General features: G+C 57.6%; 21 protein-coding genes, 2 pseudogenes and 1 other annotated feature. Of the genes and pseudogenes, 10 read left to right on the top strand and 13 right to left on the bottom strand.

The annotated features are described in order from the left end of the window. The first annotated feature begins 1 nt into the window (after position 1). Complete coding sequence (locus ACZ6J2_RS13470) at positions 2-916, top strand: SPFH domain-containing protein (protein ID WP_023310620.1); 915 nt, start codon at positions 2-4, stop codon at positions 914-916. Next, positions 913-1,365: an NfeD family protein gene (locus ACZ6J2_RS13465; protein WP_023310619.1), complete on the top strand. Its 453-nt coding sequence runs from the start codon at positions 913-915 to the stop codon at positions 1,363-1,365. The genes ACZ6J2_RS13470 and ACZ6J2_RS13465 overlap by 4 nt, the downstream gene beginning before the upstream one ends. Here the strand turns inward: ACZ6J2_RS13465 and cueR are convergent. Further along, positions 1,362-1,771: pseudogene (gene cueR, locus ACZ6J2_RS13460) on the bottom strand (Cu(I)-responsive transcriptional regulator). The gene ACZ6J2_RS13465 and the pseudogene cueR overlap by 4 nt on opposite strands. Positions 1,772-1,879: 108 nt before the next feature. Between cueR and copA the strand changes: the two are divergent. The 3 genes from copA to ybaK all read left to right on the top strand — a co-directional run bounded on the left by copA (position 1,880) and on the right by ybaK (position 5,902). Next, positions 1,880-4,378, top strand: a complete 2,499-nt coding sequence (copA, locus tag ACZ6J2_RS13455; RefSeq protein ID WP_471725936.1) for a copper-exporting P-type ATPase CopA — start codon at positions 1,880-1,882, stop codon at positions 4,376-4,378. A gap of 50 nt (positions 4,379-4,428) precedes the next feature. Then, positions 4,429-5,223 (top strand): TraB/GumN family protein, encoded by a 795-nt coding sequence (locus tag ACZ6J2_RS13450; RefSeq protein ID WP_471725935.1) that lies wholly within the window; start codon positions 4,429-4,431, stop codon positions 5,221-5,223. A 199-nt stretch (positions 5,224-5,422) separates the two neighbouring features. Continuing rightward, a complete protein-coding gene (gene ybaK, locus ACZ6J2_RS13445; protein WP_471725933.1) occupies positions 5,423-5,902 on the top strand; it encodes a Cys-tRNA(Pro)/Cys-tRNA(Cys) deacylase YbaK in 480 nt (159 codons plus the stop codon). A 109-nt stretch (positions 5,903-6,011) separates the two neighbouring features. On the opposite strand, the gene ushA is transcribed toward ybaK, so the two are convergent. Beyond that, entirely contained in the window at positions 6,012-7,664 is a 1,653-nt protein-coding gene (gene ushA, locus ACZ6J2_RS13440; protein ID WP_471725932.1) for a bifunctional UDP-sugar hydrolase/5'-nucleotidase UshA, read from the bottom strand. A gap of 169 nt (positions 7,665-7,833) precedes the next feature. Here ushA and ACZ6J2_RS13435 point away from each other — a divergent pair, with 169 nt between their 5' ends. Further along, on the top strand, positions 7,834-9,042 hold the full coding sequence (locus ACZ6J2_RS13435) for an MFS transporter (protein ID WP_471725931.1): 1,209 nt from the start codon (positions 7,834-7,836) through the stop codon (positions 9,040-9,042). 229 nt (positions 9,043-9,271) lie between these two features. Then, positions 9,272-10,948, top strand: coding sequence for a YbaL family putative K(+) efflux transporter (ybaL, locus tag ACZ6J2_RS13430; RefSeq protein WP_087822111.1), 1,677 nt, complete (start codon positions 9,272-9,274; stop codon positions 10,946-10,948). A 181-nt stretch (positions 10,949-11,129) separates the two neighbouring features. On the opposite strand, the gene ACZ6J2_RS13425 is transcribed toward ybaL, so the two are convergent. From ACZ6J2_RS13425 to ACZ6J2_RS13385, 9 genes are all read right to left on the bottom strand, one after another. Beyond that, positions 11,130-12,434 carry an inosine/guanosine kinase gene (locus tag ACZ6J2_RS13425; protein ID WP_029741032.1) on the bottom strand — a complete coding sequence of 435 codons (1,305 nt, stop codon included), beginning with the start codon at positions 12,432-12,434 and terminating at the stop codon, positions 11,130-11,132. A gap of 62 nt (positions 12,435-12,496) precedes the next feature. After that, on the bottom strand, positions 12,497-13,459 hold the full coding sequence (gene hemH, locus ACZ6J2_RS13420; protein WP_045400736.1) for a ferrochelatase: 963 nt from the start codon (positions 13,457-13,459) through the stop codon (positions 12,497-12,499). A gap of 124 nt (positions 13,460-13,583) precedes the next feature. After that, positions 13,584-14,228 (bottom strand): adenylate kinase, encoded by a 645-nt coding sequence (gene adk, locus ACZ6J2_RS13415; RefSeq protein ID WP_006809841.1) that lies wholly within the window; start codon positions 14,226-14,228, stop codon positions 13,584-13,586. Positions 14,229-14,422: 194 nt separating this feature from the next. After that, positions 14,423-16,297 carry a molecular chaperone HtpG gene (htpG, locus tag ACZ6J2_RS13410; protein ID WP_471725930.1) on the bottom strand — a complete coding sequence of 625 codons (1,875 nt, stop codon included), beginning with the start codon at positions 16,295-16,297 and terminating at the stop codon, positions 14,423-14,425. 110 nt (positions 16,298-16,407) lie between these two features. Then, positions 16,408-17,013, bottom strand: a complete 606-nt coding sequence (gene recR, locus ACZ6J2_RS13405; RefSeq protein WP_008499298.1) for a recombination mediator RecR — start codon at positions 17,011-17,013, stop codon at positions 16,408-16,410. Next, the gene (locus tag ACZ6J2_RS13400; RefSeq protein WP_003858972.1) at positions 17,013-17,345 is read right to left on the bottom strand and encodes a YbaB/EbfC family nucleoid-associated protein; all 333 of its coding nucleotides are present in this window, start codon (positions 17,343-17,345) and stop codon (positions 17,013-17,015) included. The genes recR and ACZ6J2_RS13400 overlap by 1 nt, the downstream gene beginning before the upstream one ends. Before the next feature lie 54 nt (positions 17,346-17,399). Continuing rightward, positions 17,400-19,328 carry a DNA polymerase III subunit gamma/tau gene (gene dnaX, locus ACZ6J2_RS13395; RefSeq protein WP_471725929.1) on the bottom strand — a complete coding sequence of 643 codons (1,929 nt, stop codon included), beginning with the start codon at positions 19,326-19,328 and terminating at the stop codon, positions 17,400-17,402. After that, positions 18,006-18,070, bottom strand: a sequence feature (DnaX frameshifting element). It overlaps the preceding gene by 65 nt. 88 nt (positions 19,329-19,416) lie before the next feature. After that, on the bottom strand, positions 19,417-19,968 hold the full coding sequence (gene apt, locus ACZ6J2_RS13390; RefSeq protein ID WP_000127359.1) for an adenine phosphoribosyltransferase: 552 nt from the start codon (positions 19,966-19,968) through the stop codon (positions 19,417-19,419). A 150-nt stretch (positions 19,969-20,118) separates the two neighbouring features. After that, complete coding sequence (locus ACZ6J2_RS13385; RefSeq protein ID WP_471725928.1) at positions 20,119-20,496, bottom strand: DUF454 family protein; 378 nt, start codon at positions 20,494-20,496, stop codon at positions 20,119-20,121. Positions 20,497-20,546: 50 nt separating this feature from the next. Between ACZ6J2_RS13385 and priC the strand changes: the two genes are divergently transcribed. Together priC and rsmS are read left to right on the top strand one after the other, a co-directional pair. Beyond that, positions 20,547-21,074, top strand: a complete 528-nt coding sequence (gene priC / locus ACZ6J2_RS13380) for a primosomal replication protein N'' (RefSeq protein WP_471725927.1) — start codon at positions 20,547-20,549, stop codon at positions 21,072-21,074. 14 nt (positions 21,075-21,088) lie between these two features. Then, positions 21,089-21,287, top strand: a pseudogene (gene rsmS / locus ACZ6J2_RS13375) (pleiotropic regulatory protein RsmS). Between the two features lie 11 nt (positions 21,288-21,298). Here the strand turns inward: rsmS and mscK are convergent. Both mscK and acrR read right to left on the bottom strand, forming a co-directional pair. Further along, the gene (gene mscK, locus ACZ6J2_RS13370; RefSeq protein WP_471725926.1) at positions 21,299-24,646 is read right to left on the bottom strand and encodes a mechanosensitive channel MscK; all 3,348 of its coding nucleotides are present in this window, start codon (positions 24,644-24,646) and stop codon (positions 21,299-21,301) included. Positions 24,647-24,759: 113 nt separating this feature from the next. Next, positions 24,760-25,413, bottom strand: a complete 654-nt coding sequence (gene acrR, locus ACZ6J2_RS13365; RefSeq protein WP_023310602.1) for a multidrug efflux transporter transcriptional repressor AcrR — start codon at positions 25,411-25,413, stop codon at positions 24,760-24,762. A 141-nt stretch (positions 25,414-25,554) separates the two neighbouring features. Between acrR and acrA the strand changes: the two genes are divergently transcribed. After that, positions 25,555-26,748: a multidrug efflux RND transporter periplasmic adaptor subunit AcrA gene (gene acrA / locus ACZ6J2_RS13360; RefSeq protein ID WP_029741963.1), complete on the top strand. Its 1,194-nt coding sequence runs from the start codon at positions 25,555-25,557 to the stop codon at positions 26,746-26,748. Positions 26,749-26,769 lie beyond the last annotated feature (21 nt).

The raw sequence follows: 26,769 nt of genomic DNA, 5'->3' as shown, positions 1-26,769 counted from the left end.
TATGCTTATCGTTGTTCCTGTCCTTATTTTCGTTGCGCTGGTTATCGTGGGCGCAGGCGTCAAAATTGTCCCTCAGGGCTATCAGTGGACCGTCGAGCGTTTCGGTCGCTACACCAATACCCTCCAGCCAGGCTTAAGCCTGATTGTTCCGTTCATGGACCGGATTGGTCGCAAGATCAACATGATGGAGCAGGTACTGGACATTCCTTCTCAGGAGATCATCTCCAAGGATAACGCCAACGTCACCATCGACGCCGTCTGCTTTATTCAGGTGATTGATGCACCGAAAGCGGCCTATGAGGTCAGCAACCTGGAGCTGGCGATCGTCAACCTGACGATGACCAACATCCGTACCGTGCTCGGCTCGATGGAGCTGGACGAAATGCTTTCCCAGCGCGACAGCATTAACACCCGCCTGCTGCACATTGTCGATGAGGCAACGAACCCGTGGGGGATCAAAGTCACCCGTATTGAGATCCGCGACGTGCGCCCGCCGGCGGAGCTGATCGCCTCCATGAACGCCCAGATGAAGGCCGAGCGAACCAAGCGCGCCTACATTCTGGAAGCCGAAGGGGTGCGTCAGGCGGAGATCCTCAAAGCGGAAGGTGAAAAACAGTCGCAGATCCTGAAAGCCGAGGGCGATCGTCAGTCTGCATTCTTACAGGCGGAAGCGCGTGAACGTTCGGCAGAAGCGGAAGCCCGTGCGACGCAGATGGTCTCCGAGGCGATTGCCGCCGGTGATATCCAGGCCGTGAACTACTTTGTCGCGCAAAAATATACCGACGCGCTGAAACAGATCGGCTCCGCGAACAACAGCAAAGTGGTGATGATGCCGCTGGAGGCCAGCAGCCTGATGGGCTCTATCGCCGGTATTGCCGAACTGATCAAAGACAGCGGAAACGAGCGTAAAAAATGATTGAGCTGATCGCTGCACATCCTCATGCCTTCTGGCTAAGCCTCGGCGGCTTATTGCTGGCGGCGGAGATGCTGGGCGGCAACGGCTACCTGCTCTGGAGCGGTGTTGCCGCCGTCATTACGGGTCTTCTGGTCTGGATCCTTCCGCTGGACTGGGCGTGGCAGGGCGCGCTATTTGCCGTGCTGACGCTGGTGGCTGCGTGGCTGTGGTGGCGCTGGCTAAACCGGCGGGTTAACGAGCAGAAACCGTTGGACGCGCACCTCAACCAGCGCGGACAGCAGATTGTCGGCAAGCGTTTTACGCTCGACACCGCGCTGGTAAACGGGCGCGGGCACATGCGCGTGGGCGACAGCTCGTGGCCGGTGGTCGCCGACGACGACCTCAGCGCCGGCACGCGGGTTGAGGTCATTGCGGTGGAAGGCATTACCCTGCGGGTGAAAGCCTGCTAAGCAGGAGCCTTACGATGACAGCAGCCGGCAAGATTGTCGATAATCGGGCAGTCGGCGCCGTCATCCCCCGGACAGGATTCCGCGAGCTGCAGCAGCTGTTCGCGCATCGCCTGCAGCTCGATGATGTGGCGTTCAATTTCGGCCACTTTTTCCAGCGTGCGTTTTTTAACGTCGGCGCTGTGACGCTTCGGATCGTTAAACAGGTTCACCAGCTCGCCGCACTCTTCCAGGTTAAAACCGACCTGTCTTGCCTGGCGCAGCAGCGTCAGCTCATCAATATGCAGTTTCGTATAGCTGCGGTAGCCGTTTTCGCTGCGCAGCGGTGGCGTCACCAGCCCCTTCTCTTCATAAAAGCGGATTGCCTTGCTGGTTAAGCCGGTTTTTTTGCCACGTCACTGATATTCACATTTCCCCCTTGACCTTCCCCTTGATGGAAGGTTTAACCTTCATAACAGTTAGCGAAAAGCGTTACTCCGGTCAACTACTGACCAGTTCATTATACGGGAGTTTTGTTATGTCTCACACTATCGACCTGACGCTGGACGGCCTCTCCTGCGGCCACTGCGTCAAACGCGTTAAAGAAAGCCTGGAACAGCGCCCTGACGTTGAAAGCGCTGATGTGACTATCGATCATGCCGCCGTGACCGGCAGCGCCAGCGCGGATGCGCTGATCGATACCATCAAGCAGGCCGGTTACGGGGCGGAGTTAAGCCACCCAAAGGCTAAACCGCTGGCAGAGTCATCATCCCCGTCGGAAGCACTGACAGCGGCCACTCCTGAGCTTCCGGCAGCTGATGATATTGACGACAGCCAACAGCTGCTGATCAACGGCATGAGCTGCGCCAGCTGCGTCTCCCGGGTACAAAACGCCTTGCAGGCGGTACCGGGCGTCGCGCAGGCACGGGTCAACCTTGCGGAGCGCACTGCGCTGGTGATGGGCAGCGCCTCCGCCGCAGATTTAGTACAGGCCGTTGAGAAAGCGGGCTACGGCGCAGAGGCCATCGAAGATGATGCCGAGCGCCGCGAGCGTCAGCAGGAAACGGCTATCGCCACCATGAAGCGCTTCCGCTGGCAGGCGATCGTCGCCCTGCTGGTGGGTATTCCGGTGATGGTGTGGGGCATGATGGGTGACAACATGATGGTCACCGCTGACAACCGCACGCTGTGGCTGGTGATTAGTCTGATTACCCTTGCGGTGATGGTGTTTGCAGGCGGGCATTTCTATACCAGCGCCTGGAAGAGCCTGAAAAACCGCACCGCGACGATGGATACGCTGGTGGCGCTCGGTACCGGCGCGGCGTGGCTCTATTCGATGAGCGTGAACGTCTGGCCACAGTGGTTCCCGATGGAGGCGCGCCATCTCTATTACGAAGCCAGCGCGATGATTATCGGCCTGATTAACCTGGGCCACATGCTGGAAGCCCGCGCGCGCCAGCGCTCCTCGAAAGCGCTGGAAAGGTTGCTTGATTTAACGCCGCCGACGGCCCGCGTGGTCACGGACGAGGGGGAGAAAAGCGTCCCGCTGGCGGAAGTTCAGCCCGGCATGACGCTGCGCCTGACGACGGGCGATCGCGTTCCCGTTGACGGCAAGATAACCCAGGGCGAAGCCTGGCTGGATGAAGCGATGCTGACCGGCGAGCCCATTCCCCAGCAGAAATCAGATGGCGACGCCGTTCATGCGGGTACGGTGGTGCAGGACGGCAGCGTGCTGTTTACCGCCAGCGCCGTCGGCAGCCACACGACGCTGTCGCGTATTATCCGCATGGTGCGCCAGGCGCAGAGCAGCAAGCCGGAAATTGGCCAGCTTGCTGACAGGATCTCCGCCGTTTTTGTTCCAGTAGTGGTCGGCATTGCCCTGCTGAGCGCGGCGATCTGGTATTTCTTCGGCCCGGCACCGCAGATTGTTTACACCCTGGTGATTGCCACCACGGTGCTGATCATCGCCTGTCCTTGCGCCCTTGGCCTGGCGACGCCGATGTCGATTATCTCTGGCGTAGGCCGCGCGGCCGAGTTTGGCGTACTGGTGCGGGATGCGGACGCGCTGCAGCGGGCCAGCACCCTCGACACGCTGGTGTTTGATAAAACCGGCACGCTGACCGAAGGCAAACCGCAGGTGGTGGCCGTCACTACCGCAGGCATTGCGCAAGAGGAGGCGCTGCGCCTCGCCGCCGCGCTGGAGCAAGGCTCCAGCCATCCGCTGGCGCGCGCCATTCTCGATAAAGCGAATGCTTCTGCCCTGCCGCAGGTCAGCAATTTCCGCACCCTGCGCGGGCTCGGCGTCAGCGGTGAAGCAGAAGGCCACGCGCTGCTGCTGGGGAACCAGGCATTACTCAATGAAAACGGTATTGATACCGCCGCGCTGGAAAGCGAGCTGAAGGCGCAGGCGTCTCAGGGCGCCACGCCGGTTCTGCTGGCGGTGGATGGCAAAGCCGCCGCGCTGCTGGCCGTGCGCGATCCGCTTCGCCAGGACAGCGTGGACGCCCTGCAGCGTCTGCACCGTGCGGGCTATCGTCTGGTGATGCTGACCGGGGACAATCCGACAACGGCCAACGCTATCGCGAAAGAAGCCGGAATTGATGAGGTCATTGCAGGCGTACTGCCGGACGGTAAAGCGGACGCCATCAAGAAACTGCAAAGTCAGGGTCGTCAGGTGGCGATGGTCGGCGACGGCATCAACGATGCCCCGGCGCTGGCCCAGGCGGACGTCGGGATTGCCATGGGCGGCGGGAGCGATGTCGCCATCGAAACCGCTGCCATTACGCTGATGCGCCATAGCCTGATGGGCGTTGCCGACGCGCTGGCCATTTCAAAAGCCACGCTGCGCAACATGAAGCAGAACCTGCTGGGAGCGTTCGTCTATAACACCCTCGGTATCCCAATCGCGGCCGGTATTCTGTGGCCGCTGACCGGCACGCTGCTTAACCCGGTGGTCGCGGGTGCGGCGATGGCGCTCTCCTCCATTACCGTGGTGAGCAACGCCAACCGCCTGCTGCGCTTTAAACCGAAGGATTGAACCTTGTACCCGTACGCGCTAGCATGAACCTTTCCATTCATGGAGCGCGTATGGGTCTGTTTAATCGTATAAAAGCATCGTTTCGCGCCCTCTTTCCTCGCCGTTATGCCTGGCCCGGTCTGGATATCTCTCTCCCCGGCGGGCAGCACCTGCACCTGGTTGGCAGCATTCATATGGGTACGCAGGATATGTCTCCCCTGCCACCCGGGCTGATTAAACTGCTGAAACGCGCCGACGCGCTGGTCGTTGAGGCGGACATTTCGGGTCAGGAGTCGCCGTTTGTCGGGCTGGAAAGCGATCTCACTCTGGCGGAACGTCTGGATGATACCCGGCTTGCGGAACTGACGCGCGTCGCGGATGAAACCGGCGTGTCGCTCTCCATGATTGACACCCTGCCGCTCTGGCAAATTGCGATGGTGCTGCAGGCCACGCAGGCGCAGCGTCTGGGACTGCGCGGTGACTACGGCATTGATTACCAGCTGCTGAACGCGGCAAGGGCGCGCAGCCTGCCCGTCATCGAGCTGGAAGGGACGGACAGCCAGATTGCGCTTCTGCGGCAGCTTCCCGACGACGGCCTGATGCTGCTGGATGATACGTTGACCCACTGGCACACCAACGCGCGCCTGCTGCAGACCATGATTGGCTGGTGGCTGGACGCGCCGCCTGAGGACGGTAAGCTGGCGTTACCGTCGACGTTCAGCGAATCGCTGTATGATGTGCTGATGAATGCGCGCAACAAAGCCTGGCGGCAGACGCTGCATGCGTTACCTGCGGGGCATTACGTGGTGGCGGTTGGGGCGTTACATTTGTACGGAGAAGGGAATTTGCCGTCACTGTTGAAATAAAAAAATGGCCAATATTTCTATTGGCCCGTCAAAGAGGAATTTCATCGTTTTTATTATGCCGAAGGAGACCTTCGGTTGAGCCGATTGTCGCTCAAAGTGACCATCACTGCCAATACTATTGCGCAAGATGGTGCTATTTTTTAGACAAACGTCAGGCGTATGCTGTAGGCATGATTTGTCTGTCGTAAGAAGGATAGCTATGACTCCCGCCGTTAAATTACTCGAAAAAAACAGCATTTCTTTCCGGATCCACACTTACGATCACGATCCGAATGAAACTAACTTTGGTGATGAAGTGGTGCGCAAGCTGGGGCTGAACGCGGACCAGGTTTATAAAACGCTGCTGGTGGCGGTGAATGGCGATATGAAACACCTCGCCGTCGCGGTGACTCCGGTGGCGGGGCAGTTGGATCTGAAGAAAGTCGCCAAAGCGCTGGGGGCGAAGAAGGTGGATATGGCGGATCCGATGGTGGCGCAGCGCACCACGGGCTATCTGGTGGGCGGGATCAGTCCGCTCGGGCAGAAAAAACGCCTGCCGACGCTGATCGATGCGCCTTCACAGGAGTTTGAAACCATCTTTATATCCGGCGGCAAACGCGGGCTGGATATCGAGCTGGCGGCGGGCGACCTGGCGAAAATGCTGGACGCGAAGTTTGCGGATATTGCGCGGCGGGATTGAGAAAATTGCCCGGTGGCGGCTGCGAGGTAAAAGCAAAACGGTAACAGGCGTTACCGTTTTTTGTGTTCGCGCCCTCTCCCGGTGGGTGAGGGCATCAGGCCGCACAACGCTACTGCCAGCTCACCTCACCTTTCGGCTCGTAGGCATTCACGTCAATCGGCGAATTCTGCTCGATGAACTGCTTCAGCACTTCCGCGTCGATAAAGCCGGTATTCACGTATCCCGGTTTGTTATCAATATGCGGATAGCCGTCGCCGCCGGTGGCGTTAAAGCTTAACGTCGCCAGACGGTAGGTTTTAGCCGGGTCAACCGGTTCGCCTTTGATCTTCAGGTCGTTAAGCTTGCCGTCTTTCGCCACAAAGCTGACGTTGGCAAACTGCGGATAGGCCCCGGAATCCGGCTTCATCTGCGCCACGGCGGTCAGGTAGTCAATCACCTCTTTCCCGCTCATGTCCGCATAGACCACCACGTTGCCGAACGGCTGCACCTTCAGGACGTCTTTATAGGTAATGTTTCCGCCCTCGATGGAATCACGAATGCCGCCGCCGCTCATCACGCCGAAGTCAGCGCCGGTGCGCGCCATTTGCGCCGCCAGCACCAGGTGGCCCATGTTGGTCTGCACGAAGCGAACTTTACTGCGGTCCCCCTCCAGACGACCGTTCAGCGTGCCGATCTTCACGTCCAGCTGCGCCTTGCCTTTGTTCTGGAACGGCGTCAGCAGGGAGAGCATCTGCTGGTTTTCAGCGATTTCTGGCGTGTAGAGTACGCGCTCGCTTTTCCCGTCCGGGTAGGTGACTTTCTTCTTCAGGTTGACCGGGATGAGCTGATAATGAACCAGCTTCATCTCGCCGTTACGGAACTCGAAATCCGCCCGCCCGACGTATTTGCCCCACTCGTGCGCCTGAACAATCCAGATACCGTTCTGACGGTCCGGCGCACACGGCGTGCCCGGCACGTAGTCCACCTGCTTTTTGTTCTCCGAGGCCATGCACACCGGATCCTGTGAGTGACCGCCCACAATCATTGCCAGCGAGCCCGCAGGCAGGCTGCGCGCCATCTCCACGTCGCCGGGCGCGTTAGAGCCGTGCTCGCCGTTGTCGTAGTGCCCCATGTGCGTGGTGGCGATAATCACGTCCGGCTTCTCGTTTTGCTGCAGCTCCTGAATCACCAGCTTCGCTTCGTCTGCCGGTTTGCGGAATTCGATATCGGTAAAGAACTCGGGGTTGCCAATTTTCGCCGTATCGTCAGTGGTTAAGCCGATGACCGCGATCTTCAGATCCTGACGCTTAAACAGCGCCCACGGCTTAAACAAACGCTCGCCGGTGCTTTTCTGGTAAATATTGGCGGAGAGGAAGGGGAATTTGGCCCATTTTTCCTGCTGACGCAGCACGGTCAGCGGATTATCGAACTCGTGGTTACCCACGGCCATCGCGTCGTAGCCAATCAGGTTCATGCCGCGAAAATCAGGTTCCGCGTCCTGTAAATCGGATTCCGGCACGCCGGTATTGATATCGCCACCCGACAGCAGCAGCACGCTACCGCCCTTGGCCGCCACCTCTTTACGAATGCCGTCCACCAGCGTTTTTTGTGCCGACAGTCCATATTCGCCATATTCGCTGCGCCAGAAATGACCGTGGTGATCGTTGGTGTGCAGAATGGTGATTTTATAGGTTTTGTCTTTTTCATACGCCTGCGCGGGCAGGCTTACCAGGCCCCATGCGGCGATGAGCGCCAGCGCGACGCCCCGCTTCATTAACTTCATCTTCTCTCTCCCTGACCAATAGACAAAGGCAAAAATTACAGTGACTAACAAGAATAGACAAATAAGTTTTCAGAATTGCGACTTTCTTCAAATGTCCCGGACGGGTATGTTAGTCAGATAATAATTACACCCTGCATCTCTAATAACGAAAAACGTGGTACTTCTCTCTATGGCAATCAGTGAATCAACCCAGCCCGTTCCGGGCGCGCCGGCGTCGCGCACCTCCTTTAAAGTCTTAGGCGCAATCAGTCTCTCGCACCTGCTCAACGACATGATCCAGTCGTTGATTCTGGCAATTTATCCGCTGCTGCAGTCCGAGTTTTCGTTAACGTTCGTGCAGATCGGGATGATCACCCTGACCTTCCAGCTGGCTTCCTCACTGCTGCAGCCGGTGGTGGGCTACTGGACGGATAAATACCCGATGCCGTGGTCGCTGCCGATCGGCATGTGCTTCACCCTAAGCGGGCTGGTGCTGCTGGCCATGGCGGGGAGCTTTGAAGCCGTGCTGATTGCCGCCGCGCTGGTGGGCACCGGCTCGTCCGTTTTCCATCCGGAGTCCTCCCGCGTAGCGCGCATGGCCTCCGGGGGACGTCACGGTCTGGCGCAGTCGCTCTTCCAGGTAGGCGGTAACTTCGGTAGCTCTCTGGGCCCGCTGCTGGCCGCGGTGATTATTGCCCCTTACGGTAAAGGCAACGTGGCCTGGTTTGTGCTGGCCGCGCTGCTGGCCATTATCGTGCTGGCGCAGATCAGCCGCTGGTATGCCGCTCAGCATCGCGTGAATAAAGGTAAACCTAAAGCGAAGGTTATCAATCCCCTTCCGCGCAACAAGGTTATCCTGGCGGTTTCCGTGCTGCTGGTACTGATTTTCTCGAAATACTTCTATATGGCGAGCATCAGCAGCTATTACACCTTTTATCTGATGCAAAAATTCGGATTAACGGTACAGAATGCGCAAATCCACCTGTTTGCCTTCCTGTTCGCCGTCGCGGCCGGTACGGTTATTGGCGGGCCTGTGGGTGATAAGATTGGGCGTAAATATGTCATTTGGGGCTCTATCCTCGGCGTGGCGCCGTTTACCCTTATTTTGCCGTACGCGAGCCTTGAATGGACGGGGATTTTAACCGTGATTATTGGTTTTATCCTCGCATCCGCCTTTTCCGCCATTCTGGTCTATGCCCAGGAGCTGATGCCTGGCCGTATCGGTATGGTTTCCGGGCTCTTTTTCGGTTTCGCCTTCGGCATGGGCGGGCTTGGCGCGGCGGTGTTGGGGATGGTGGCGGATCACACCAGCATCTTCCTGGTTTATAAAATCTGCGCTTTCCTGCCGCTTCTTGGGATGTTGACCATATTCCTGCCTGATAACCGTCATAAAGCGTAAATTACGGGTAGCCAAAGTTTAACTTTGGCTACCTGATACCCTGATGCCATAAGGGTTTCTTCTTCTTCCCCTCGCTGAATTTATCAAAACGCGCTTTTTTACGTGCATATTGCTGTTTTATTCAAACTTCAACAATAATTCATAAACATAAGGGTAAAAATTGTCATAAACTATTACTCGGTTTTTTGGTTTTTGCCAAAAAGGAACACCCACAACGAAAGGAGACGGAATGCACCACGCCACACCGCTTATCACCACCATTGTTGGTGGACTTGTGCTCGCTTTTATCCTCGGCATGATTGCCAATAAGCTGCGTATTTCTCCTCTTGTCGGCTATCTGTTAGCGGGTGTACTGGCGGGACCCTTTACGCCAGGCTTCGTGGCGGATACCAAGCTGGCCCCTGAGCTGGCGGAATTGGGCGTGATTCTGCTGATGTTTGGCGTCGGCCTGCACTTCTCCCTGAAGGATCTGATGGCGGTAAAGTCGATCGCCATACCGGGAGCGATCGCCCAGATTGGGGTGGCGACGCTGCTGGGGATGGCGCTTTCGGCGGTGCTGGGCTGGTCGTTAATGACCGGTATCGTATTTGGGCTGTGTCTCTCAACCGCCAGCACCGTGGTGCTGCTGCGCGCGCTTGAAGAGAGACAGCTGATAGACAGCCAGCGCGGGCAAATCGCGATAGGCTGGCTGATTGTGGAAGACCTGGTGATGGTGTTGACGCTGGTGCTGCTGCCAGCCGTCGCCGGGATGATGGAAAAAGACAACGTCGGCTTTGCCTCGCTGGCGCTGGATATGAGTATCACCATCGGTAAGGTGGTGGCGTTTATCGCCATCATGATGCTGGTGGGACGCCGTCTGGTGCCGTGGATCATGTCCCGCAGCGCGGCAACCGGCTCACGCGAGCTATTTACCCTCTCCGTGCTGGCGCTGGCGCTGGGTATCGCTTTTGGTGCCGTAGAGCTGTTTGATGTCTCCTTTGCCCTGGGCGCGTTCTTCGCCGGGATGGTGCTGAACGAGTCCGAGCTGAGCCACCGCGCGGCGCACGACACGCTGCCACTGCGCGATGCCTTCGCCGTGCTGTTCTTCGTCTCCGTCGGGATGCTGTTTGACCCGATGGTCCTGATTCACCAGCCGCTGGCCGTGCTGGGCACGCTGGCGATCATCATCTTTGGTAAGTCGCTTGCCGCCTTCTTCCTGGTGAGAATGTTCGGCCACTCCCCGCGCACGGCGTTGACCATCGCCGCCAGCCTGGCGCAGATCGGTGAGTTCGCCTTTATTCTGGCCGGTCTGGGCATGGCCCTGAACCTGCTGCCGCAGGCGGGGCAAAACCTGGTGCTGGCGGGGGCGATTCTGTCGATTATGCTGAACCCGGTGCTGTTTGCCCTGCTGGAAAAATACCTCGATAAAACCGAAACGCTGGAAGAACAGACGCTGGAAGAGGCCATCGAAGAAGAGAAGCAGATCCCGGTGGATATTTGCAATCACGCCCTGCTGGTCGGCTTTGGCCGCGTGGGCAGCCTGCTCGGTGAGAAGCTGATGGCGCAGGGCATTCCGCTGGTGGTGATCGAGACCTCACGCACCCGCGTCGACGAGCTGCGCGAGCGCGGTATTCGTGCGGTGCTGGGCAATGCGGCAAACGAAGAGATCATGAATCTGGCGCACCTGGACTGCGCGCGCTGGCTGCTGCTGACCATCCCGAACGGCTATGAAGCGGGCGAGATTGTGGCTTCCGCGCGCGAGAAGTGCCCAACGATTGAGATTATCGCCCGGGCGCACTATGACGATGAGGTGGAGTACATTACCGAGCGCGGTGCGAATAAGGTGGTGATGGGCGAGCGCGAGATTGCGAATACGATGCTGACGCTGCTGGAGAATCCGCCGGTTGAAGAAGGGGTGACGGGGTAAGTTTTGAGCGGCCTGATGCCCTCACCCTGGCCCTCTCCCACGGGGAGAGGGAATAAACACTAAAAACGGCAACCACAGGTTGCCGTTTTGCTTTTACCTTGTGCGGCCTGATGCCCTCACCCTCTCCCACAGGGAGAGGGAACAAACACTAAAAACGGCAACCAGGGTTGCCGTTTTGCTTTTATCTGTCCCAGTAAGCCTCTTCGAGGCTGTCTTCCCGTTCCGGCAACCCACGCGTTAAGCGCGGGGAGTGCTGGTTTAGCACCTGATAGCTCACGCGGTTGGCATATTTACACACCTGTGCCAGCGAGGAATAGGTCAGCCAGCTGAACTTGTGCTTGCTGGAGTTCGGCACGTTGGTTTTATGGTAGGCATTAGCGGTGATGTCGTGCAGCAGCGCGGCCAGCGCGCCGTCGCCCGCACCGTTGGTGTTCATGATCTTCTCCGGCCCGCCCATATACGGCGCGATATGAGAGTAGATTCGCAGCGGATTCACGCAATCTTTGTAGCGCATGCCGCGGCTGAACTCGTACTGGTTGAACTCGGCAATCGCACCGGGCAGCAGCGGATGCTGGGTTTTGCGCTTGCTCTCTTCTTCCGTGAAGCCCGCCATGTACAGCCCCACCGGGCCGGCGGTGCAGAGCACCAGATCCACCCAGTCCAGCGCTTTGTCAGACGCCAGCAGCGGATCGCTTTCGCCGGTCAGCGCTTCGGCCTCTTCTTCGTTCATCGCCAGAATCGAGACGTGCTCTTTCAGGAAGGCCTGCCACCACTCCGGGTTATCGGCGATAACGAATTTTGTGCCCAGCGTCAGAACGACCGGCACGTTGTATTTCTTCGCGTACTCGATCGCTTTCATGGTCGCTTCCGGCATCGGCTCGCCCGGCTTACAGCGCACCAGGTAGGAGGTCAGCACCAGCGCCGAGGCGCCCGCAATCACCTCTTCCGGAATACTCTCGGCGCGCAGCTTGTTCATATGGCCCGGGCTGATGGCAAAAGTACGCTCGCCGGAATCGCTAATCAGCGTAAAGCAGCGGCCAATAGGCCCGTCGACGCCCTGAAGGTAGTTCAGATCGGTACGGCTGGAGGTGTTGCAGAGATAGCGGTAGGCATAGCCACCGATTTCGATATTGCTGCACATCACGCCGAGCAGCACCGAGCGGTCGTCGGCCAGCACGGAGTAGTTATGCATGGTATTGCCGATGGTGCCACCGGCGAACTGATGGGTAATCAGGTTTTCGCGCACCAGCTCCTGGTACAGCGCTTCGGCAACGTCGTCCTCAATCACCAGCGAGTGACCGGCGCTCAGACCGTAACGGGCGACAAACGCATCATCCACTTTCGCTTCAATGTCCACCAGCGTCTGATCGATACCGACGACCCATGCCGCGCTGGTTTCGTTTTCTGGCTGGATTTGCTGCAGGAGCGGGTCGCGGGCATCGACGGGGAAGTAGTGTTTGGATTTGCGTTTACCGGGAAATTTCATGGTCTGAACTGTACGAAGAATATGGGCCGGGAATGTTAGCATAAACCCGACCCGGAGTGCGATCAGCGGCTGTTCGTTACCAGCGAGACCATCATGTCGATATGCTCAGGCGAGTCGTTAAGCGCCGGAATGTACTCGTACTTTTCGCCGCCAGCCTCAAGGAAAAATTCCCGGTTTTGCACCGCGATCTCCTCCAGCGTTTCCAGACAGTCAGCCGAGAAGCCCGGCGACATCACCTGAATGTGCTTCACGCCCTTCTCGCCCAGCATTTTGAGGGTTTCATCGGTATAAGGCGTCAGCCACGGCTCGCGGCCGAAGCGCGACTGGAAGGTCATCATCACCTTCTCCGGCGGCAGGCCAAGGGCGGAGACCAGCTCGCGCGTGGTATCGCGGCAGCGCTGCGGATAATCATCCCCTTCATTGGCGAAACGCTGTGGGATACCGTGATAGGAGAGCAGCAGCAGATCCGGCTCGCCGTGCTTTTCAAACGACGCACGCGCGCTGTTGGCAAGCGCCTTGATGTAGAGATCGTTATCCGCGTAGTCGCGAATAAAGGTCACGCCCGGAATGCGGCGGCGGGTCGCCAGAATGCGGGCCAGCTCGTCCCAGACGGCGGCCACCGTCGAGCAGGAGTACTGCGGGTAAAGCGCCAGCACGACGATATGGTCCACGCCCTGCGCCAGCAGTGATTCAACCGCGCTTTCGAGGGACGGTTTTCCGTAGCTCATGCCGAGCGCGACGGGCATCTCCGGCAGGCGGGCGGCCAGCGCTTTTTCCTGGCGACGGCTGTATACCATCAGCGGCGAGCCCTCTTCCATCCAGACGGACTGATAGAGTTTGGCGACGCGCGGAGAACGAATCGGCAGAATGACGCCACGCAGCAGCGGCCACCACAGCAGTCTCGGGAAATCCACGACGCGCGTGTCGCTTAAAAATTGTCGCAGGTAGCGTTTTACCGCGTCTGATGTAGGTGCTTCTGGAGTGCCCAGATTGGCAAGCAGGATGCCGGTTTTCGCCTGACTCATTCACGCCTCTTAACCATTTGATAGGTTGTCAATTGTAGCGGAAATGCGTTTAAACGAAACCCATTGCTGTAATAGGTAAGATGAGAATATTTCTCACCCGGGAGCCCGGGTGAGAGGCGCGCGATTAGCCGAGGATTTTTTCCAGCTCTGCACGTACGTCAGCCACGGCTTTGGTGCCGTCAACTTTGGCGTATTTGGTGTTACCCGCCTGCGCTTCTTTGGTGTAGTAGCCGATCAGCGGCGCGGTCATCTGATGGTATTCCACCAGGCGTTTACGCACGGTCTCTTCCTGATCGTCTTTACGGGTGGTCAGCTCTTCGCCGGTCACGTCGTCTTTGCCTTCAACCTTAGGCGGGTTAAATTTGATGTGGTAAACGCGGCCAGAAGCAGCGTGTACGCGACGGCCAACGATACGGTCAACGATCAGCTCGTCCGGTACGTCGAACTCCAGAACGTAGTCCACGTTGATGCCCGCTTCTTTCATGGCGTCAGCCTGAGGAATGGTGCGTGGGAAGCCGTCCAGCAGGAAACCGTTACGGCAGTCTTCCTGCGCAATGCGCTCTTTGACCAGAGCAATAACCAGCTCGTCGGTCACCAGCTTGCCTGCGTCCATGATGTCTTTCGCTTGTTTACCCAGCTCGGAGCCAGATTTAACAGCGGCGCGCAGCATGTCACCGGTGGAGATTTGCGGAATACCGTATTTCTCCATGATGAACTGAGCCTGAGTTCCTTTACCCGCGCCCGGAGCGCCAAGCAGAATAATACGCATTGCGAAAATCCCCTCAAAAGTCGTTTCAATTTTTCAAAAGCGCTAAACAATACCACCAGAACGGGCATCGCTCAAGGAAGGCGGGAAGGCTGAAACGGTTAACGGGGGGAGAATATTTGGGTTAGTAAGGTATGGAGCCCTCACCCCGGCCCTCTCCCACGGGAGAGGGAGAAGACCAGGGGAGGCGTGGTCAGTTACGCCAGCAGCAGCGCATTCACACGTTTAATGAACAGGTTAGGATCTTCCAGCGTACCGCGCTCGGCCAGCAGGGACTGATCCAGCAGCAGCTCAACCCACTCGGCAAAGCGGGCGTCGTCCTGGGTATCCGCCGCGCGTTTCACCAGCGGATGATCCGGATTAAGCTCAAAGATATATTTCACTTCCGGCATCGCCTGGCCCGCCGCAGCGAACAGTTTCGCCATCTGGGTGCTCATTTCGTCCGCATCGGTGGTGACAATCGCCGGGGTATCGGTCAGACGGTGAGTGAAGCGCACCTCTTTCACGCGGTCGCCCAGCAGGGTTTTCACGCGCTCAACGAACGGCTCCAGCGCCTTCTCGGCTTCTTTCGCGTTCTCATCCACTTCATCCGCCAGCTTGTCGATAGACTCGTCGGCTTTGGCAACGGACTGGAACGCCTTACCGTCGAACTCGGTCAGGTAGTTCATCATCCACTCGTCGATGCGGTCAGAAAGCAGCAGCACTTCGATGCCTTTCTTACGCAGCAGCTCCAGGTGCGGGCTGCTCTTCGCCGCCGCGTAGCTGTCGGCGGTGATGTAGTAGATCTTCTCCTGCCCTTCTTTCATGCGGGAGACGTACTCTTCCAGCGACACGGTCTGCGCGGAGGAGTCGGTGTGCGTAGAGGCGAAGCGCAGCAGTTTGGCGATGGTTTCAACGTTCGCGGTGTCTTCTGCCGGGCCTTCTTTCAGCACCAGGCCGAACTGTTTCCAGAAGGTCTGATATTTTTCCGCATCGTCTTTCGCCAGTTTTTCCAGCATCTGCAGCGCACGTTTGGTCAGGGCGTTGCGCAGGTTACGGGTGACGGTGCTGTCCTGCAGGATCTCACGGGAGACGTTCAGCGGCAGATCGTTAGAATCTATCAGACCGCGCACAAAGCGCAGGTAGTTCGGCATGAACTGCTCGGCGTCGTCCATGATGAACACGCGCTGCACGTACAGCTTCAGGCCGTGCTTGTGATCGCGGTTCCACATGTCCCACGGTGCCTGTGCCGGGATGTACAGCAGGCTGGTGTACTCCTGCTTACCTTCCACGCGGTTGTGGCTCCAGGTCAGCGGGTCGGTAAAGTCGTGGGCGATGTGCTTGTAGAACTCGTTGTATTCGTCGTCTTTAATTTCAGACTTATTGCGCGTCCACAGCGCCTGCGCCTTGTTGATCTTCTCCCAGGAAACCACGGTTTCACCGTCTTTCTCTTCCTGTTTTTCAATCTCAACCGGCAGCGCGATGTGGTCAGAATATTTGCTGATGATGGAGCGCACGCGCCAGTCGTTCAGGAAATCATCTTCCCCTTCACGCAGGTGCAGGGTGATTTCGGTACCGCGATCCGCTTTGGTGATGTCATCAACGGTATATTCGCCTTCCCCTTTGGATTCCCACAGGACGCCGTTCTCGGCGCTGTCGCCTGCAGCACGGGTACGGACGGTAACTTTGTCGGCCACGATAAACGCCGAGTAGAAACCGACGCCGAACTGACCAATGAGCTGGCTGTCTTTCGCCTGGTCAGAGCCCATGGACTCAAGGAACGCTTTGGTGCCGGATTTGGCGATGGTGCCGAGGTGGTCGATCACCTCGTCGCGGTTCATCCCGATGCCGTTATCGGCGATGGTCAGGGTGCGGTTCTCTTTATTGAACGAGACGCGCACGCGCAGCTCGCCGTCGCCTTCGTACAGGTCCGGGTTAGACAGCGCGCGGAAGCGCAGCTTGTCCGCCGCGTCCGAGGCGTTGGAAATCAGCTCACGCAGGAAAATTTCTTTGTTGGAATACAGGGAATGGATCATCAGGTGCAGAAGCTGTTTTACTTCTGACTGGAAACCACGGGTTTCTTGTCCTTTCATCTATGTCGACCTCAACAATGCCATTTAATGGGGTTTTAAAACGTTGAGTGAGAGATGGGGATAAGGGGGGAAATTTTCAAGCGGAGGCCGCGCGCGCAGCCTCCGTTTGGTCAGAAAATAATCTTGTGTCGCCCGGCCAGAGAGTGCGACAGCGTGGTGCCGTCGACCATTTCCAGCTCGCCGCCCACCGGCACGCCGTGGGCGATGCGGCTGGCGTCAACGCCGTACTGCGAACACAGTTCGGCGATGTAGTTGGCGGTTGCCTCCCCTTCCACCGTCGGGTTGGTGGCGAGGATCACCTCTTTGATGGTTTCGGACTCAAGACGCTGTTCAAGGCGGTCAAGACCGATATCATCCGGGCCAATACCGTCCAGCGGGGAGAGATGCCCCATCAGCACGAAGTAGCGGCCGGAAAACTGCCCGGTTTGTTCGATGGCGTAGATGTCCGCCGGACTCTCCACCACGCAAATCTGACCGTTTTCCTGACGACGCGGGTTCGTACAGATGTTACACACGTCCTGCTCGGTAAAGGTGCGACAATCCGCACAGTGACCAATTTCTGACATGGCGCGGGTTAAAGCCTGCGCCAGGCGCATCCCGCCGCTGCGGTCGCGCTGCAATAGCGTAAACGCCATGCGCTGCGCCGACTTCGGGCCAACGCCCGGCAGGCAGCGCAGTGCTTCCATTAACTGCGTGAGCAGCGGACTGGTTTGCATCAGAATGGCATCTTGAAGCCAGGCGGCAGCTGCATACCGCTGGAAACAGAGGCCATTTTCTCTTTCTGAGTTTCGTCTATACGGCGAGCGGCATCGTTAAACGCGGCTGCAACCAGATCTTCCAGCATCTCTTTGTCGTCTTCGAGCAGGCTCGGGTCGATTTCCACGCGACGGCAGTTATGCGCACCGTTGATGGTCACTTTGACCAGACCGGCACCGGACTCACCCGTGACTTCCAGCTGAGCGATCTCTTCCTGCATCTTCTGCATTTTTTCCTGCATCTGCTGAGCCTGCTTCATCAGGCCACCCAGACCGCCTTTTCCACCAAACATAGGCTTCTCTCTTCTTTCACGTTTAAGGATTACAACCGTAAGTCAGACTCACGATCAAATGGGGCGAATACTCTCTTCATCCAGATCGGCGTCGAAGAACCGGCGCAGGGTCTGAATGTTGTTATCCGCAATAATCGCCTCGCGCGCCTGCGCGAGCTTTTCTTCATAAATGGCCTGGCGCCACTCGAGCGGCGTTTTCACTGCCGGATTATCATCTTCAATGATAGTCAATTCAACCGGCGCACCCTGTAATGCGGTGAGCGCCTCGGCCAGCGCCTTTTGCGCGCCAGGGGAATTGAGGTGCCGCTGGCCCGGACGCAGGTGCAAACGCACCTGATTGCCGTCCTGCTCTTTCCAGGCATTCAGCGCGACCTGCTCGACCAGCTTCGGCAGCTGGAGTTTGCTGACCTCGGCGGCCCAGGCGTCGCGCGCAATGGACTCTTCGGCAAGCTTCGCGGAAAGCTCCGGCGTTTTCTCATGCTCCAGCGCCTTTTTCAGCGCTTTCGGCGTGGCGACCTCTTCCTTCACCTCTTCGGTGATGGTGGTTGCCTTCCAGCGGTAAGCCTCTTCTTTCACCGGGGCTTTCTGCTCGAGCGCGGACGGTGCAGGACGCGACTGTACGCGCTCCGTTACCGAGGCCAGTCGTTCAAGCGCGGCGTTGTTCACCGGCCGCGCTCTTCCTGGCGCTGCCGGTTCACTCTTTTTTGGTTTGGTTACTCCCTGCGCACGCTGCAGCTGGCTGCGTGCGGCAAGCACCGAACTGGTGGCATCCGACAGCGGAACGTTCTGCTGTGGCGGCGGTGTCTGCTGCGGTGGCACCTGCTGCGGCGACATCACCGCCGTAGGGGCGACCGGCGCGAAAGACTGCCGCGGCGCTTCCGGCTCCGGCAATGGCATGCGCGGGTGGAACGCCAGCGCGCGCAGCAGCGTCATTTCAACGCCCATTCGTGGATCCGGCGCGAAAGGTAACTCTTTGCGGCCAATCAGCAGCGTCTGATAGTACAGCTGCACGTCAGCAGGCGGCACGGTGCGGGCAAGTTCACGCATCCGCTGTTCAATGGCGGCCATATCCGCACCGATGGCGGACGGAGAAAGCTGCAGCATCGCCACGCGGTGCAGCAGACTGAGCATCTCAACCAGCAGTCCTTCCCATTCGATACCCCGGGCAGCGGCCGCGTTCACCTGCGACATCACGCGTTCGCCGTTGGCGGCGATCATCGCCTCGATAAGCGACAGCGCCTGATCGTCATCCAGCGTGCCGAGCATGGTGCTGACCGCCTCGGTGGAGAGCTTGCCGTCACCGCTGGCAATCGCCTGGTCGGTCAGGCTGAGCGCATCACGCAGGCTACCGTCCGCCGCGCGGGCCAGCAGCTGCAGGGCGCGCGGTTCGTGGACAATTTTCTCTTCATCAAGAATGTGCTCAAGCTGCGCGCGGATCTGCTCAACGTCCAGCGCCTTCAGGTGGAACTGCAGGCAGCGCGACAAAATCGTGACCGGCAGCTTTTGCGGATCGGTGGTCGCCAGCAGGAACTTCACGTGCGCAGGCGGCTCTTCCAGCGTTTTCAGCAGGGCGTTAAAGCTGTGGCGCGACAGCATGTGCACTTCATCGATCAGGTAGACCTTGAAGCGGCCGCGCGCCGGGGCGTACTGCACGTTATCGAGCAGATCGCGCGTATCTTCCACTTTGGTGCGCGAGGCGGCGTCGATCTCGATCAGATCGACAAAACGCCCCTGCTCGATCTCCCGGCAGTTATCACACACGCCGCACGGCGTGGCGGTGATCCCGGTTTCGCAGTTGAGACCTTTTGCCAGCAAACGGGCAATAGAGGTCTTACCGACGCCGCGGGTGCCGGAGAAAAGATAGGCGTGATGGATGCGACCTAGCGACAAGCCGTTCGCCAGGGCCGTCAGCACATGTTCCTGACCGACAACGTCAGCAAAGGTTTGTGGTCGCCATTTACGGGCTAACACCTGATAACTCATGGGCAGGCTCTGCAACGCTGGAAGGTGAATTTATGGAGGGGAATGCTATCACAACCTCACCCATTGAGCGAGGTTGTGAAAACCGGGATTAATGACCCGGGAAAGGCACCAGGCTGTAGCTGGTGATGCCCTGTTTTTCCAGGCGCTGTTCACCGCCGAGATCGAACAGGTTGATGATGAAGGCCGCGTCGGTCACTTCCCCACCCAGACGGCGGATCAGCTTTACGGTCGCTTCAATGGTGCCGCCGGTCGCCAGCAGATCGTCCACCACCAGCACTTTGTCGCCAGGCTTGATCGCGTCAACGTGGATCTCAAGCTGATCGGTGCCGTACTCCAGTTCGTAACTTTCTGCGATGGTTTCACGCGGCAGTTTGCGCGGCTTACGCACCGGCACAAAACCCACGCCCATTGCCAGCGCAACCGGTGCGCCAAACAGGAAGCCACGGGCTTCGGTACCTACTACTTTGGTGATCCCGGCGTTTTTATAACGCTCGACCAGCAGTTCAATGCTGAGCGCGTACGCTTTCGGGTCTTCCAGCAAGCTGGTGACATCACGGAAAAGAATGCCAGGCTTTGGATAGTCCTGGATGCTTTTGATGCTGTTTTTCAGATATTCAAGCTGCTGTGCAGTTGCGGTCATCGGTTTTGCCTAAATGAAACAGTGTTACTCACAGCGCGCAACGAGTCGGCCAAGGCAACAATTGTTTAACCTTTGACCAGGCGCACCTGTGCTCGAAAACGGTCGAATTTACTGGCTGCGCGTGATAATTGCAACAGCCATGATGAGGCTTCAGTGCTTTTGTTGCTTTTCATCAACCACGGGGATCCGCCACATGAAGAAAAGCAGGCAGGAGAGGATCGCCAGCAGCAGAATACGTACCCACATCATTTTCACCAGCCATAATGAAATAGCGAAGGTGATGAAGATCACCGCGATCGCGCGCGGCTTCGCGCCTGGCGGCATGGCCCGGTGTTTTTGCCAGTGCCGCAGATAGCCGCCAAACCACGAGCGATAGAGCAGCCAGTGGTGAAAACGCGGCGACGAGCGGGCGAAGCACCAGGCCGCCAGCAGGATAAACGGGGTGGTCGGCAGCAAGGGTAAAAACACACCCAGCGTGCCAAGCACTACCGCGAGCCAGCCAATGATGATTAAAATAGTACGCTTCATAATGCGAATCGTTATCAAACTGAACGGCTACTTTACCACTGGAGAGCGCCTTGAAAACAGCACTGCTTCTTGAGAGGCTGCAAAATCAGCTGATTGCTCTGCGGGAGCAGGCCACACCGCTGATGGGCCACGCCACGCTGAAACCGCGCTTTGACCGGCAGCTATTTCGTACCCGCAGCACCGTCATTCAGGATTACCTGGCGGAAGCGCAGACCAACCTCGACGAGCTTCGCCATGCGGTTGAAAATGAACAGCAGGAACAGGTGGCGTGGCTTGCGGAGCATCTCACAGAGCAGATCACCGCTCTGCATCGCGAAATCGCCGCCTGGCCGCTGCGCGCCTGGGACAGCGCCTCGCCGGGGCTCGGTAAATGGCAGCGCAAGCGGCTGGAGAACCAGGAGTTTGAGCGCCGGCTCTTTGAGATGAAGCGCGAGCGCGAGACGCGGCTAAACAACAGCGAGACGCTGGAAGAGCAGCAGCTATTGATGCGCGAGATTAGCGCGCTGGAAGGACGTATCGTCCGCTGCCGTCAGGCGCGGGATGAAATTGAGCGCGTCATCGAACGTTTGACCCGTTAACAGGAGCCACACCCATGTCACTGGAAAATGCACCCGATGAGGTCAAGCTGGCCGTCGATTTGATTATGCTTCTCGAGAATCATGAGATCCCCGCCGAGACGGTACTCAAGGCGCTGGAGATTGTGCGGCGGGATTTTGAAGGTAAATTACCCTCACCCCAGCCCTCTCCCTGAGGGAGAGGGGGAAAATCGTTCCCTCGCCCCTGAGGGCTGAGAGAAAATAGATTAAGCAGGTGTAGGATCGTCACCCTTAATGTCGCGCTTCACTTCCGTATGCTCATCACCTTTCTCGTTGCGCAGGTGAACCTCGAGCTGGTTGAAAGCGATATTAATATCGTTTTCACGACACAGACGATCGATAGAGCGGTTGAGTTCATCCACCGTGTAGCTGCGGTCGCGCAGCTCGCGCACGTATAAACGCAGCTCGTGATCCAGCGTGCTCGGCCCAAAGGTGGTGAAGAAGACCGCCGGAGCCGGATCGTGCATCACTTTCGGATGTTCTGACGCCGCCTTGAGCAGCACCTCTTTCACCTTCTCCAGATCCGATCCATAGGCTACGCCCAGGCGGATCACCACGCGCGTTACCGTATCCGAGAGCGACCAGTTGATTAGGCGCTCGGTCACGAACGCTTTGTTCGGGATGATCACCTCTTTGCGATCGAAGTCGGTGATGGTGGTGGCACGAATACGGATCTTGCTGACCGTACCGGAGAAGGTGCCGATGGTGACGGTATCGCCGATTCGTACCGGACGTTCGAACAGGATGATCAGGCCGGACACGAAGTTACCGAAGATCTCCTGCAGGCCAAAACCAAGACCGACCGAGAGGGCGGCCGCCAGCCACTGCAGTTTATCCCACGAGACGCCAAGCGAGCCGAAGACCGTCATCGCCCCAACAATAATGATCACGTAGTTGAGGATCGTGGTAATGGCGTAGGATGCCCCCTGGCGAAGATTCAGACGTGACAGGAGCAGCACTTCCAGCAGGCCAGGCAGGTTGCGAATCAACGCCCAGGCCACCACCGACGACACCAGCGCAAACAGCAGGCTGCCCATGGTCACGCTTTTCATGACCGCCGCGCCCGCTTCGGTACCGTTGTATTGCCAGAGGGTAATACTGTCGAGATAGGCGAAAACGGTAATAAGATCGGACCAGATGGCCCAGAACATCACCGCAAACAGGGCGATCATCACCAGCATGGTGATGCGCAGCGTCTGCTGGTTAACCTGCTCCAGGGCGATGGTCGGCTCTTCCTGCGGCTCCGCGCCTTCGGCCCCCTCTTTCACCTGATGCTGACGACGCGCGATAGCACGGCGATAGGCAATGCGGCGAGCCGCCACGCTCAGGCCGCGCAGCACGGTCTGATAGAGCAGGTTCCAGACGATCACCAGATAGACCGTTTCAATCCAGCGCCCGGACAGGCGCAGCGTGGTATAGAAGTAGCCCGTTGCCGTCAGCACCATCAGCGCCAGCGGAATGATCGCCAGCACCGTCACGGTGGCCAGGCGAATATTGTGGGACTCTTTATCACGCCAGCTGTCGCGGCACATCGGCCACATCAGGATCGCAATCAGCAGCAGGTTCAGCAGAATGACCAGCTGGCCCAGCACGTCATCCATCAGGTGCAGCGGAGAAAGTTCAGAGACAACCGACCAGAAGTGCAGCGGCAGGAGCGCCAGGCTGATGCGCACAATCTGACGACGCCAGTGGCTAGTCAGCTGCGCTGGCATGTTGAAATGACGCACCGCCACGCCGTCCTTTTCCAGCACCTTCCAGCACACGCCAAAGACCAGCCAGAACAGCGCCAGTTTTTTACTGAACGCCCACAGCAGATCGCTGACGTTGAGCTGCATGGTGAGCAGAATCAGGCCCACAGCCAGAATAATCAGACACACCGGCAGGGCGCGGATGAGATCGATGAGAATCGCTTTTGGCGTATGGAGCTGGCTATCGTTGCGCAGCTGCCCCACTTCGGAGGCCAGCTTCGCCTGATATTTTTTCAGCCAGCCCAGACGCCAGCGGATCAGGCCGGCAATCAGCAGCAGCGGTAAACCGGCCAGGAAAGCAATCATTACCGCAGGCCAGGCTTTCTCCCAGTTTACGGTGATCTTCATGCTCTTAATCTGCGTTTTCAGCGTCTCCGGGAAGGATTTAATCCAGTCCCAGTCCATCGGTTTGTTGCTGTTCACCCAGAAAATCTGCTGGGTCAGGATCTCCTGCAGACTTTTCGAGACGCTCACCAGCTGCTGCTGGTTGATTTGCAGGTTAATGGCCATCATCAGCTGGTTGCCCAGCTGTTTGTTGAGCTGGTCCAGCAGCTCGCGACGCATATCGACGACCTGGAGCAGCGCGTCGTGCACTTCCGGGTTCACGTCGCTGGAATGCCCCTCTTCAATTTTGGCGACAAAGGCATCGCTCTGGAAAAGGGCATCGCGCTGCTGGTTGACGTCAAACTGTTCCAGACGTAAATCCGCAATGCGGTTGGTCATGTCTTCCAGCTCATCGGCGGACGGGAGCGTCTGCTGCTGCTGGTAGAGAATACGCGACAGCAGGAGGCTGCCCTTCAGGACCGCAATCTGCTCTTTGATGTTGCGCTCAGCCTGCAGCGCGCGATCCAGCCAGTTCTTCACTTTGATATTTTGCTGAACCAGCGAGTTACCGTTTTCCGTCGCCAGTATCAGGCGCTGGCTAAGCTGGTGGTTGGCCTCGAGCTCCTGTTTCACCAGCGGATTCGCCTGAATGCGGGCGGTTTCGTCAGGCGATACGGCCTCCTGGGCGGTTTTTTCCGTCAGGGTCAGGCGTTTGCTGTTTACCGCCTCCTGCAACAGCTGAAGCTGGTGTTCCAGGCGATTAATGTTCGCGGTGACGTAATCACGCTGTTTCTGAAGCGTGTCCTGCAGCACCGTATTCCCTTCAAGGCTTTTACGCTGCTGTTCGATTTGCGCATTGAGCAAGGTCTGCTGTACCAGCAGCAGGGTTTGCTGCGTCGGGCGCAGCGTGCCTTCACCTACCGTCGTGCCGTTCAGACGGTTGCGGATTTGCTGCAGCTGCTGAGACGCGGCGTACATCGCGTTTTGCACGCGCTCGGGCTGGGTCTGCAGGGAGACAAGCTGGCTGTTATAGGTTGCGAGATCCGACTGCGCGGTTTGCAGGTCGTCGAGCAGTTGCGCGACGCGGGACTCCAGCTGGCGTAAAGAGAGCGTCGAGAGCGTCTTGCGCGTCTCGTCGTCGTTATCCACATCGCTGAGGGCATTCAGCGCGTCGGTGGCCTTACGCATGTTTTCAGGCGCCTGCGCCACCTTCTGACGAAGCTGGACGGTTTCTGCTTTGACGCGTTCAATTTTATCCAGCGTTTCCAGCGTTTCCGTCAGATCCTGCTGGATGAGCTTATCCTGAGGAGAAAGCTCTTTTTGTTTGTTCAGCGTGTCGAGCTGCGACTGAATTTCACTGCGCGAGGGAATATCATTGCTGTTATCGGCGCGGGCCCAGGTCAGCGGCGCCGTGGCGAAGAAAAACAGCATCGCAAAGAGCAATGCAAAAACAGGATGTTGCGAGCGATTGATGGGCAGCATAGTTGTGAATGATGTCAGAAGATGACCGAAAATAGTCCGGCGTGAAGAATATCACGCTCGCTGAAAGCAGAATAGCGCGAACGTTATCCTCTGAGATAAATCCTGGAAAGGGATCAGGCCGTTAGCGAAGGCGCGTCGCTGCGCAGCGTGGGGCAGAGCTGTAGCATTTCCAGTAAAATCGCCACGTAGCTGCGGGCTTCCTCTTTGAGGTCAAAGGATTGCGGCGCGAAAAGCCAGTTTTCCATCAGACCTGAAATGTAGCTGCGCATCAGGATTGCCGCCCGTCGGGTCAAGAGATTGGCCGGTAATAGTTTTGCCTGCATACACAGGTTCAGGTTCTGTTCAATACGATCATAGCTCTCCAGGCTAAGGCTGCGTTGCGCCTGCTGCACCACCGCCATCTCGCCCACGAACTCGCATTTATGAAAAATAATCTCCATCATTAATCTGCGACGTTCTTCAACTACCGTTGCTTCAAGGATATATACTAATATTTCTCTCAATACTGAGAGTGGATCGTCAGGGAATTTTGCCCGATACTCACTCTCGAGATCGCTAATGCTGGACTCTGAAAGCTCCCAGATTTCACTGAACAGATCTGACTTATCTTTAAAATGCCAGTAAATCGCTCCTCGCGTCACACCGGCAGCCTGAGCAATCTGCGCCAGCGAGGTGGATGAAACACCCTGCTGCGAGAACAAACGTATTGCCACATCCAGAATATGTTGTCGGGTTTCCAGCGCTTGTTGTTTAGTTTTTCGTGCCATAGGTGGGTGAATTTACAGGAGTCAGATTTACATACATTTGTGAATGTATGTACCATAGCATGACGATAATATAAACGCAGCAATGGGTTTTTAGACTCAGGACCCTTGATCAATTTGAAATCGGACACTCGAGGTTTACATATGAACAAAAACAGAGGGTTAACGCCTCTGGCGGTCGTTCTGATGCTCTCAGGCAGCTTAGCGCTAACAGGATGTGACGACAAACCAGCTCAACAAGGAGCTCAGCAGGCGCCAGAAGTAGGCGTCGTTACGCTCAAATCTGAACCTCTACAAATCACCACCGAATTACCAGGCCGTACCAATGCTTACCGCATTGCGGAAGTGCGTCCTCAGGTTAGCGGCATTATCCTGAAGCGTAACTTCACCGAAGGTGGTGATGTGAAAGCCGGTGAGTCTCTGTATCAGATTGATCCAGCAACCTATCAGGCCTCTTATGAAAGTGCGAAAGGTGACCTGGCGAAAGCACAAGCCGCGGCCAAAATTGCTCAGCTGACGTTGAACCGCTACCAAAAGCTGCTCGGTACCAAGTACATCAGCCAACAGGATTACGATACCGCCCTGGCAGACGCACAGCAGGCTAACGCGGCCGTGGTGGCAGCCAAAGCGGCCGTCGAAACCGCGCGTATTAACCTGGCCTATACCAAAGTGACCTCTCCTATCAGCGGTCGTATTGGTAAATCTTCCGTCACGGAAGGGGCGCTGGTGCAGAACGGTCAGACCAATGCGCTGGCAACCGTGCAGCAGCTTGATCCGATCTACGTTGACGTGACGCAGTCCAGCAACGATTTCCTGCGCCTGAAACAGGAGCTGGCTAACGGCACCCTGAAACAGGAAAACGGCAAAGCCAAAGTGGAGCTGATTACCAATGACGGTATCAAGTTCCCGCAGGAAGGTACCCTGGAATTCTCTGACGTGACGGTCGACCAGACCACCGGTTCCATCACCTTACGTGCGATTTTCCCGAACCCTGACAAGAATCTGCTGCCAGGTATGTTCGTTCGCGCGCGTCTGGAAGAAGGAACGAATCCAACCGCACTTCTGGTTCCACAGCAGGGTGTGACCCGTACGCCACGCGGCGATGCGAGCGCGCTGGTTGTTGGGGCTGATGACAAAGTCGAAACGCGCAATATCACCGCCACCCAGGCGATTGGCGATAAATGGCTGGTGACGGAAGGTCTGAAAGATGGCGATCGCGTGATTGTTACTGGTTTGCAAAAAGTTCGTCCTGGCGCGCAGGTTAAAGCACAGGAAGTGAAATCTGACGATAAACAACAAGCTTCGGCCGCTGGCCAGTCAGAACAAACCAAGTCTTAACTTAAACAGGAGCCGTTAAGA

This window comes from Enterobacter sp. E14S, from assembly GCF_055666685.1.
Note: the sequence above shows the minus strand (reverse complement) of the source record. Positions and strands in the feature narration are given on the sequence as shown.

Coding starts and splice junctions, on each gene's coding strand:
- copA (WP_471725936.1), top strand. CDS start 1,880: ATGTCTCACACTATCGACCTGACGCTGGACGGCCTCTCCTGCGGCCAC.
- mscK (WP_471725926.1), bottom strand. CDS start 24,646: ATGCTGCCCATCAATCGCTCGCAACATCCTGTTTTTGCATTGCTCTTT.
- ACZ6J2_RS13400 (WP_003858972.1), bottom strand. CDS start 17,345: ATGTTTGGTGGAAAAGGCGGTCTGGGTGGCCTGATGAAGCAGGCTCAG.
- ACZ6J2_RS13425 (WP_029741032.1), bottom strand. CDS start 12,434: ATGAAATTTCCCGGTAAACGCAAATCCAAACACTACTTCCCCGTCGAT.
- recR (WP_008499298.1), bottom strand. CDS start 17,013: ATGCAAACCAGTCCGCTGCTCACGCAGTTAATGGAAGCACTGCGCTGC.
- hemH (WP_045400736.1), bottom strand. CDS start 13,459: ATGAGTCAGGCGAAAACCGGCATCCTGCTTGCCAATCTGGGCACTCCA.
- ybaL (WP_087822111.1), top strand. CDS start 9,272: ATGCACCACGCCACACCGCTTATCACCACCATTGTTGGTGGACTTGTG.
- dnaX (WP_471725929.1), bottom strand. CDS start 19,328: ATGAGTTATCAGGTGTTAGCCCGTAAATGGCGACCACAAACCTTTGCT.
- adk (WP_006809841.1), bottom strand. CDS start 14,228: ATGCGTATTATTCTGCTTGGCGCTCCGGGCGCGGGTAAAGGAACTCAG.
- ACZ6J2_RS13435 (WP_471725931.1), top strand. CDS start 7,834: ATGGCAATCAGTGAATCAACCCAGCCCGTTCCGGGCGCGCCGGCGTCG.
- ushA (WP_471725932.1), bottom strand. CDS start 7,664: ATGAAGTTAATGAAGCGGGGCGTCGCGCTGGCGCTCATCGCCGCATGG.
- htpG (WP_471725930.1), bottom strand. CDS start 16,297: ATGAAAGGACAAGAAACCCGTGGTTTCCAGTCAGAAGTAAAACAGCTT.
- acrR (WP_023310602.1), bottom strand. CDS start 25,413: ATGGCACGAAAAACTAAACAACAAGCGCTGGAAACCCGACAACATATT.
- ybaK (WP_471725933.1), top strand. CDS start 5,423: ATGACTCCCGCCGTTAAATTACTCGAAAAAAACAGCATTTCTTTCCGG.
- acrA (WP_029741963.1), top strand. CDS start 25,555: ATGAACAAAAACAGAGGGTTAACGCCTCTGGCGGTCGTTCTGATGCTC.
- ACZ6J2_RS13470 (WP_023310620.1), top strand. CDS start 2: ATGCTTATCGTTGTTCCTGTCCTTATTTTCGTTGCGCTGGTTATCGTG.
- ACZ6J2_RS13385 (WP_471725928.1), bottom strand. CDS start 20,496: ATGAAGCGTACTATTTTAATCATCATTGGCTGGCTCGCGGTAGTGCTT.
- ACZ6J2_RS13465 (WP_023310619.1), top strand. CDS start 913: ATGATTGAGCTGATCGCTGCACATCCTCATGCCTTCTGGCTAAGCCTC.
- ACZ6J2_RS13450 (WP_471725935.1), top strand. CDS start 4,429: ATGGGTCTGTTTAATCGTATAAAAGCATCGTTTCGCGCCCTCTTTCCT.
- apt (WP_000127359.1), bottom strand. CDS start 19,968: ATGACCGCAACTGCACAGCAGCTTGAATATCTGAAAAACAGCATCAAA.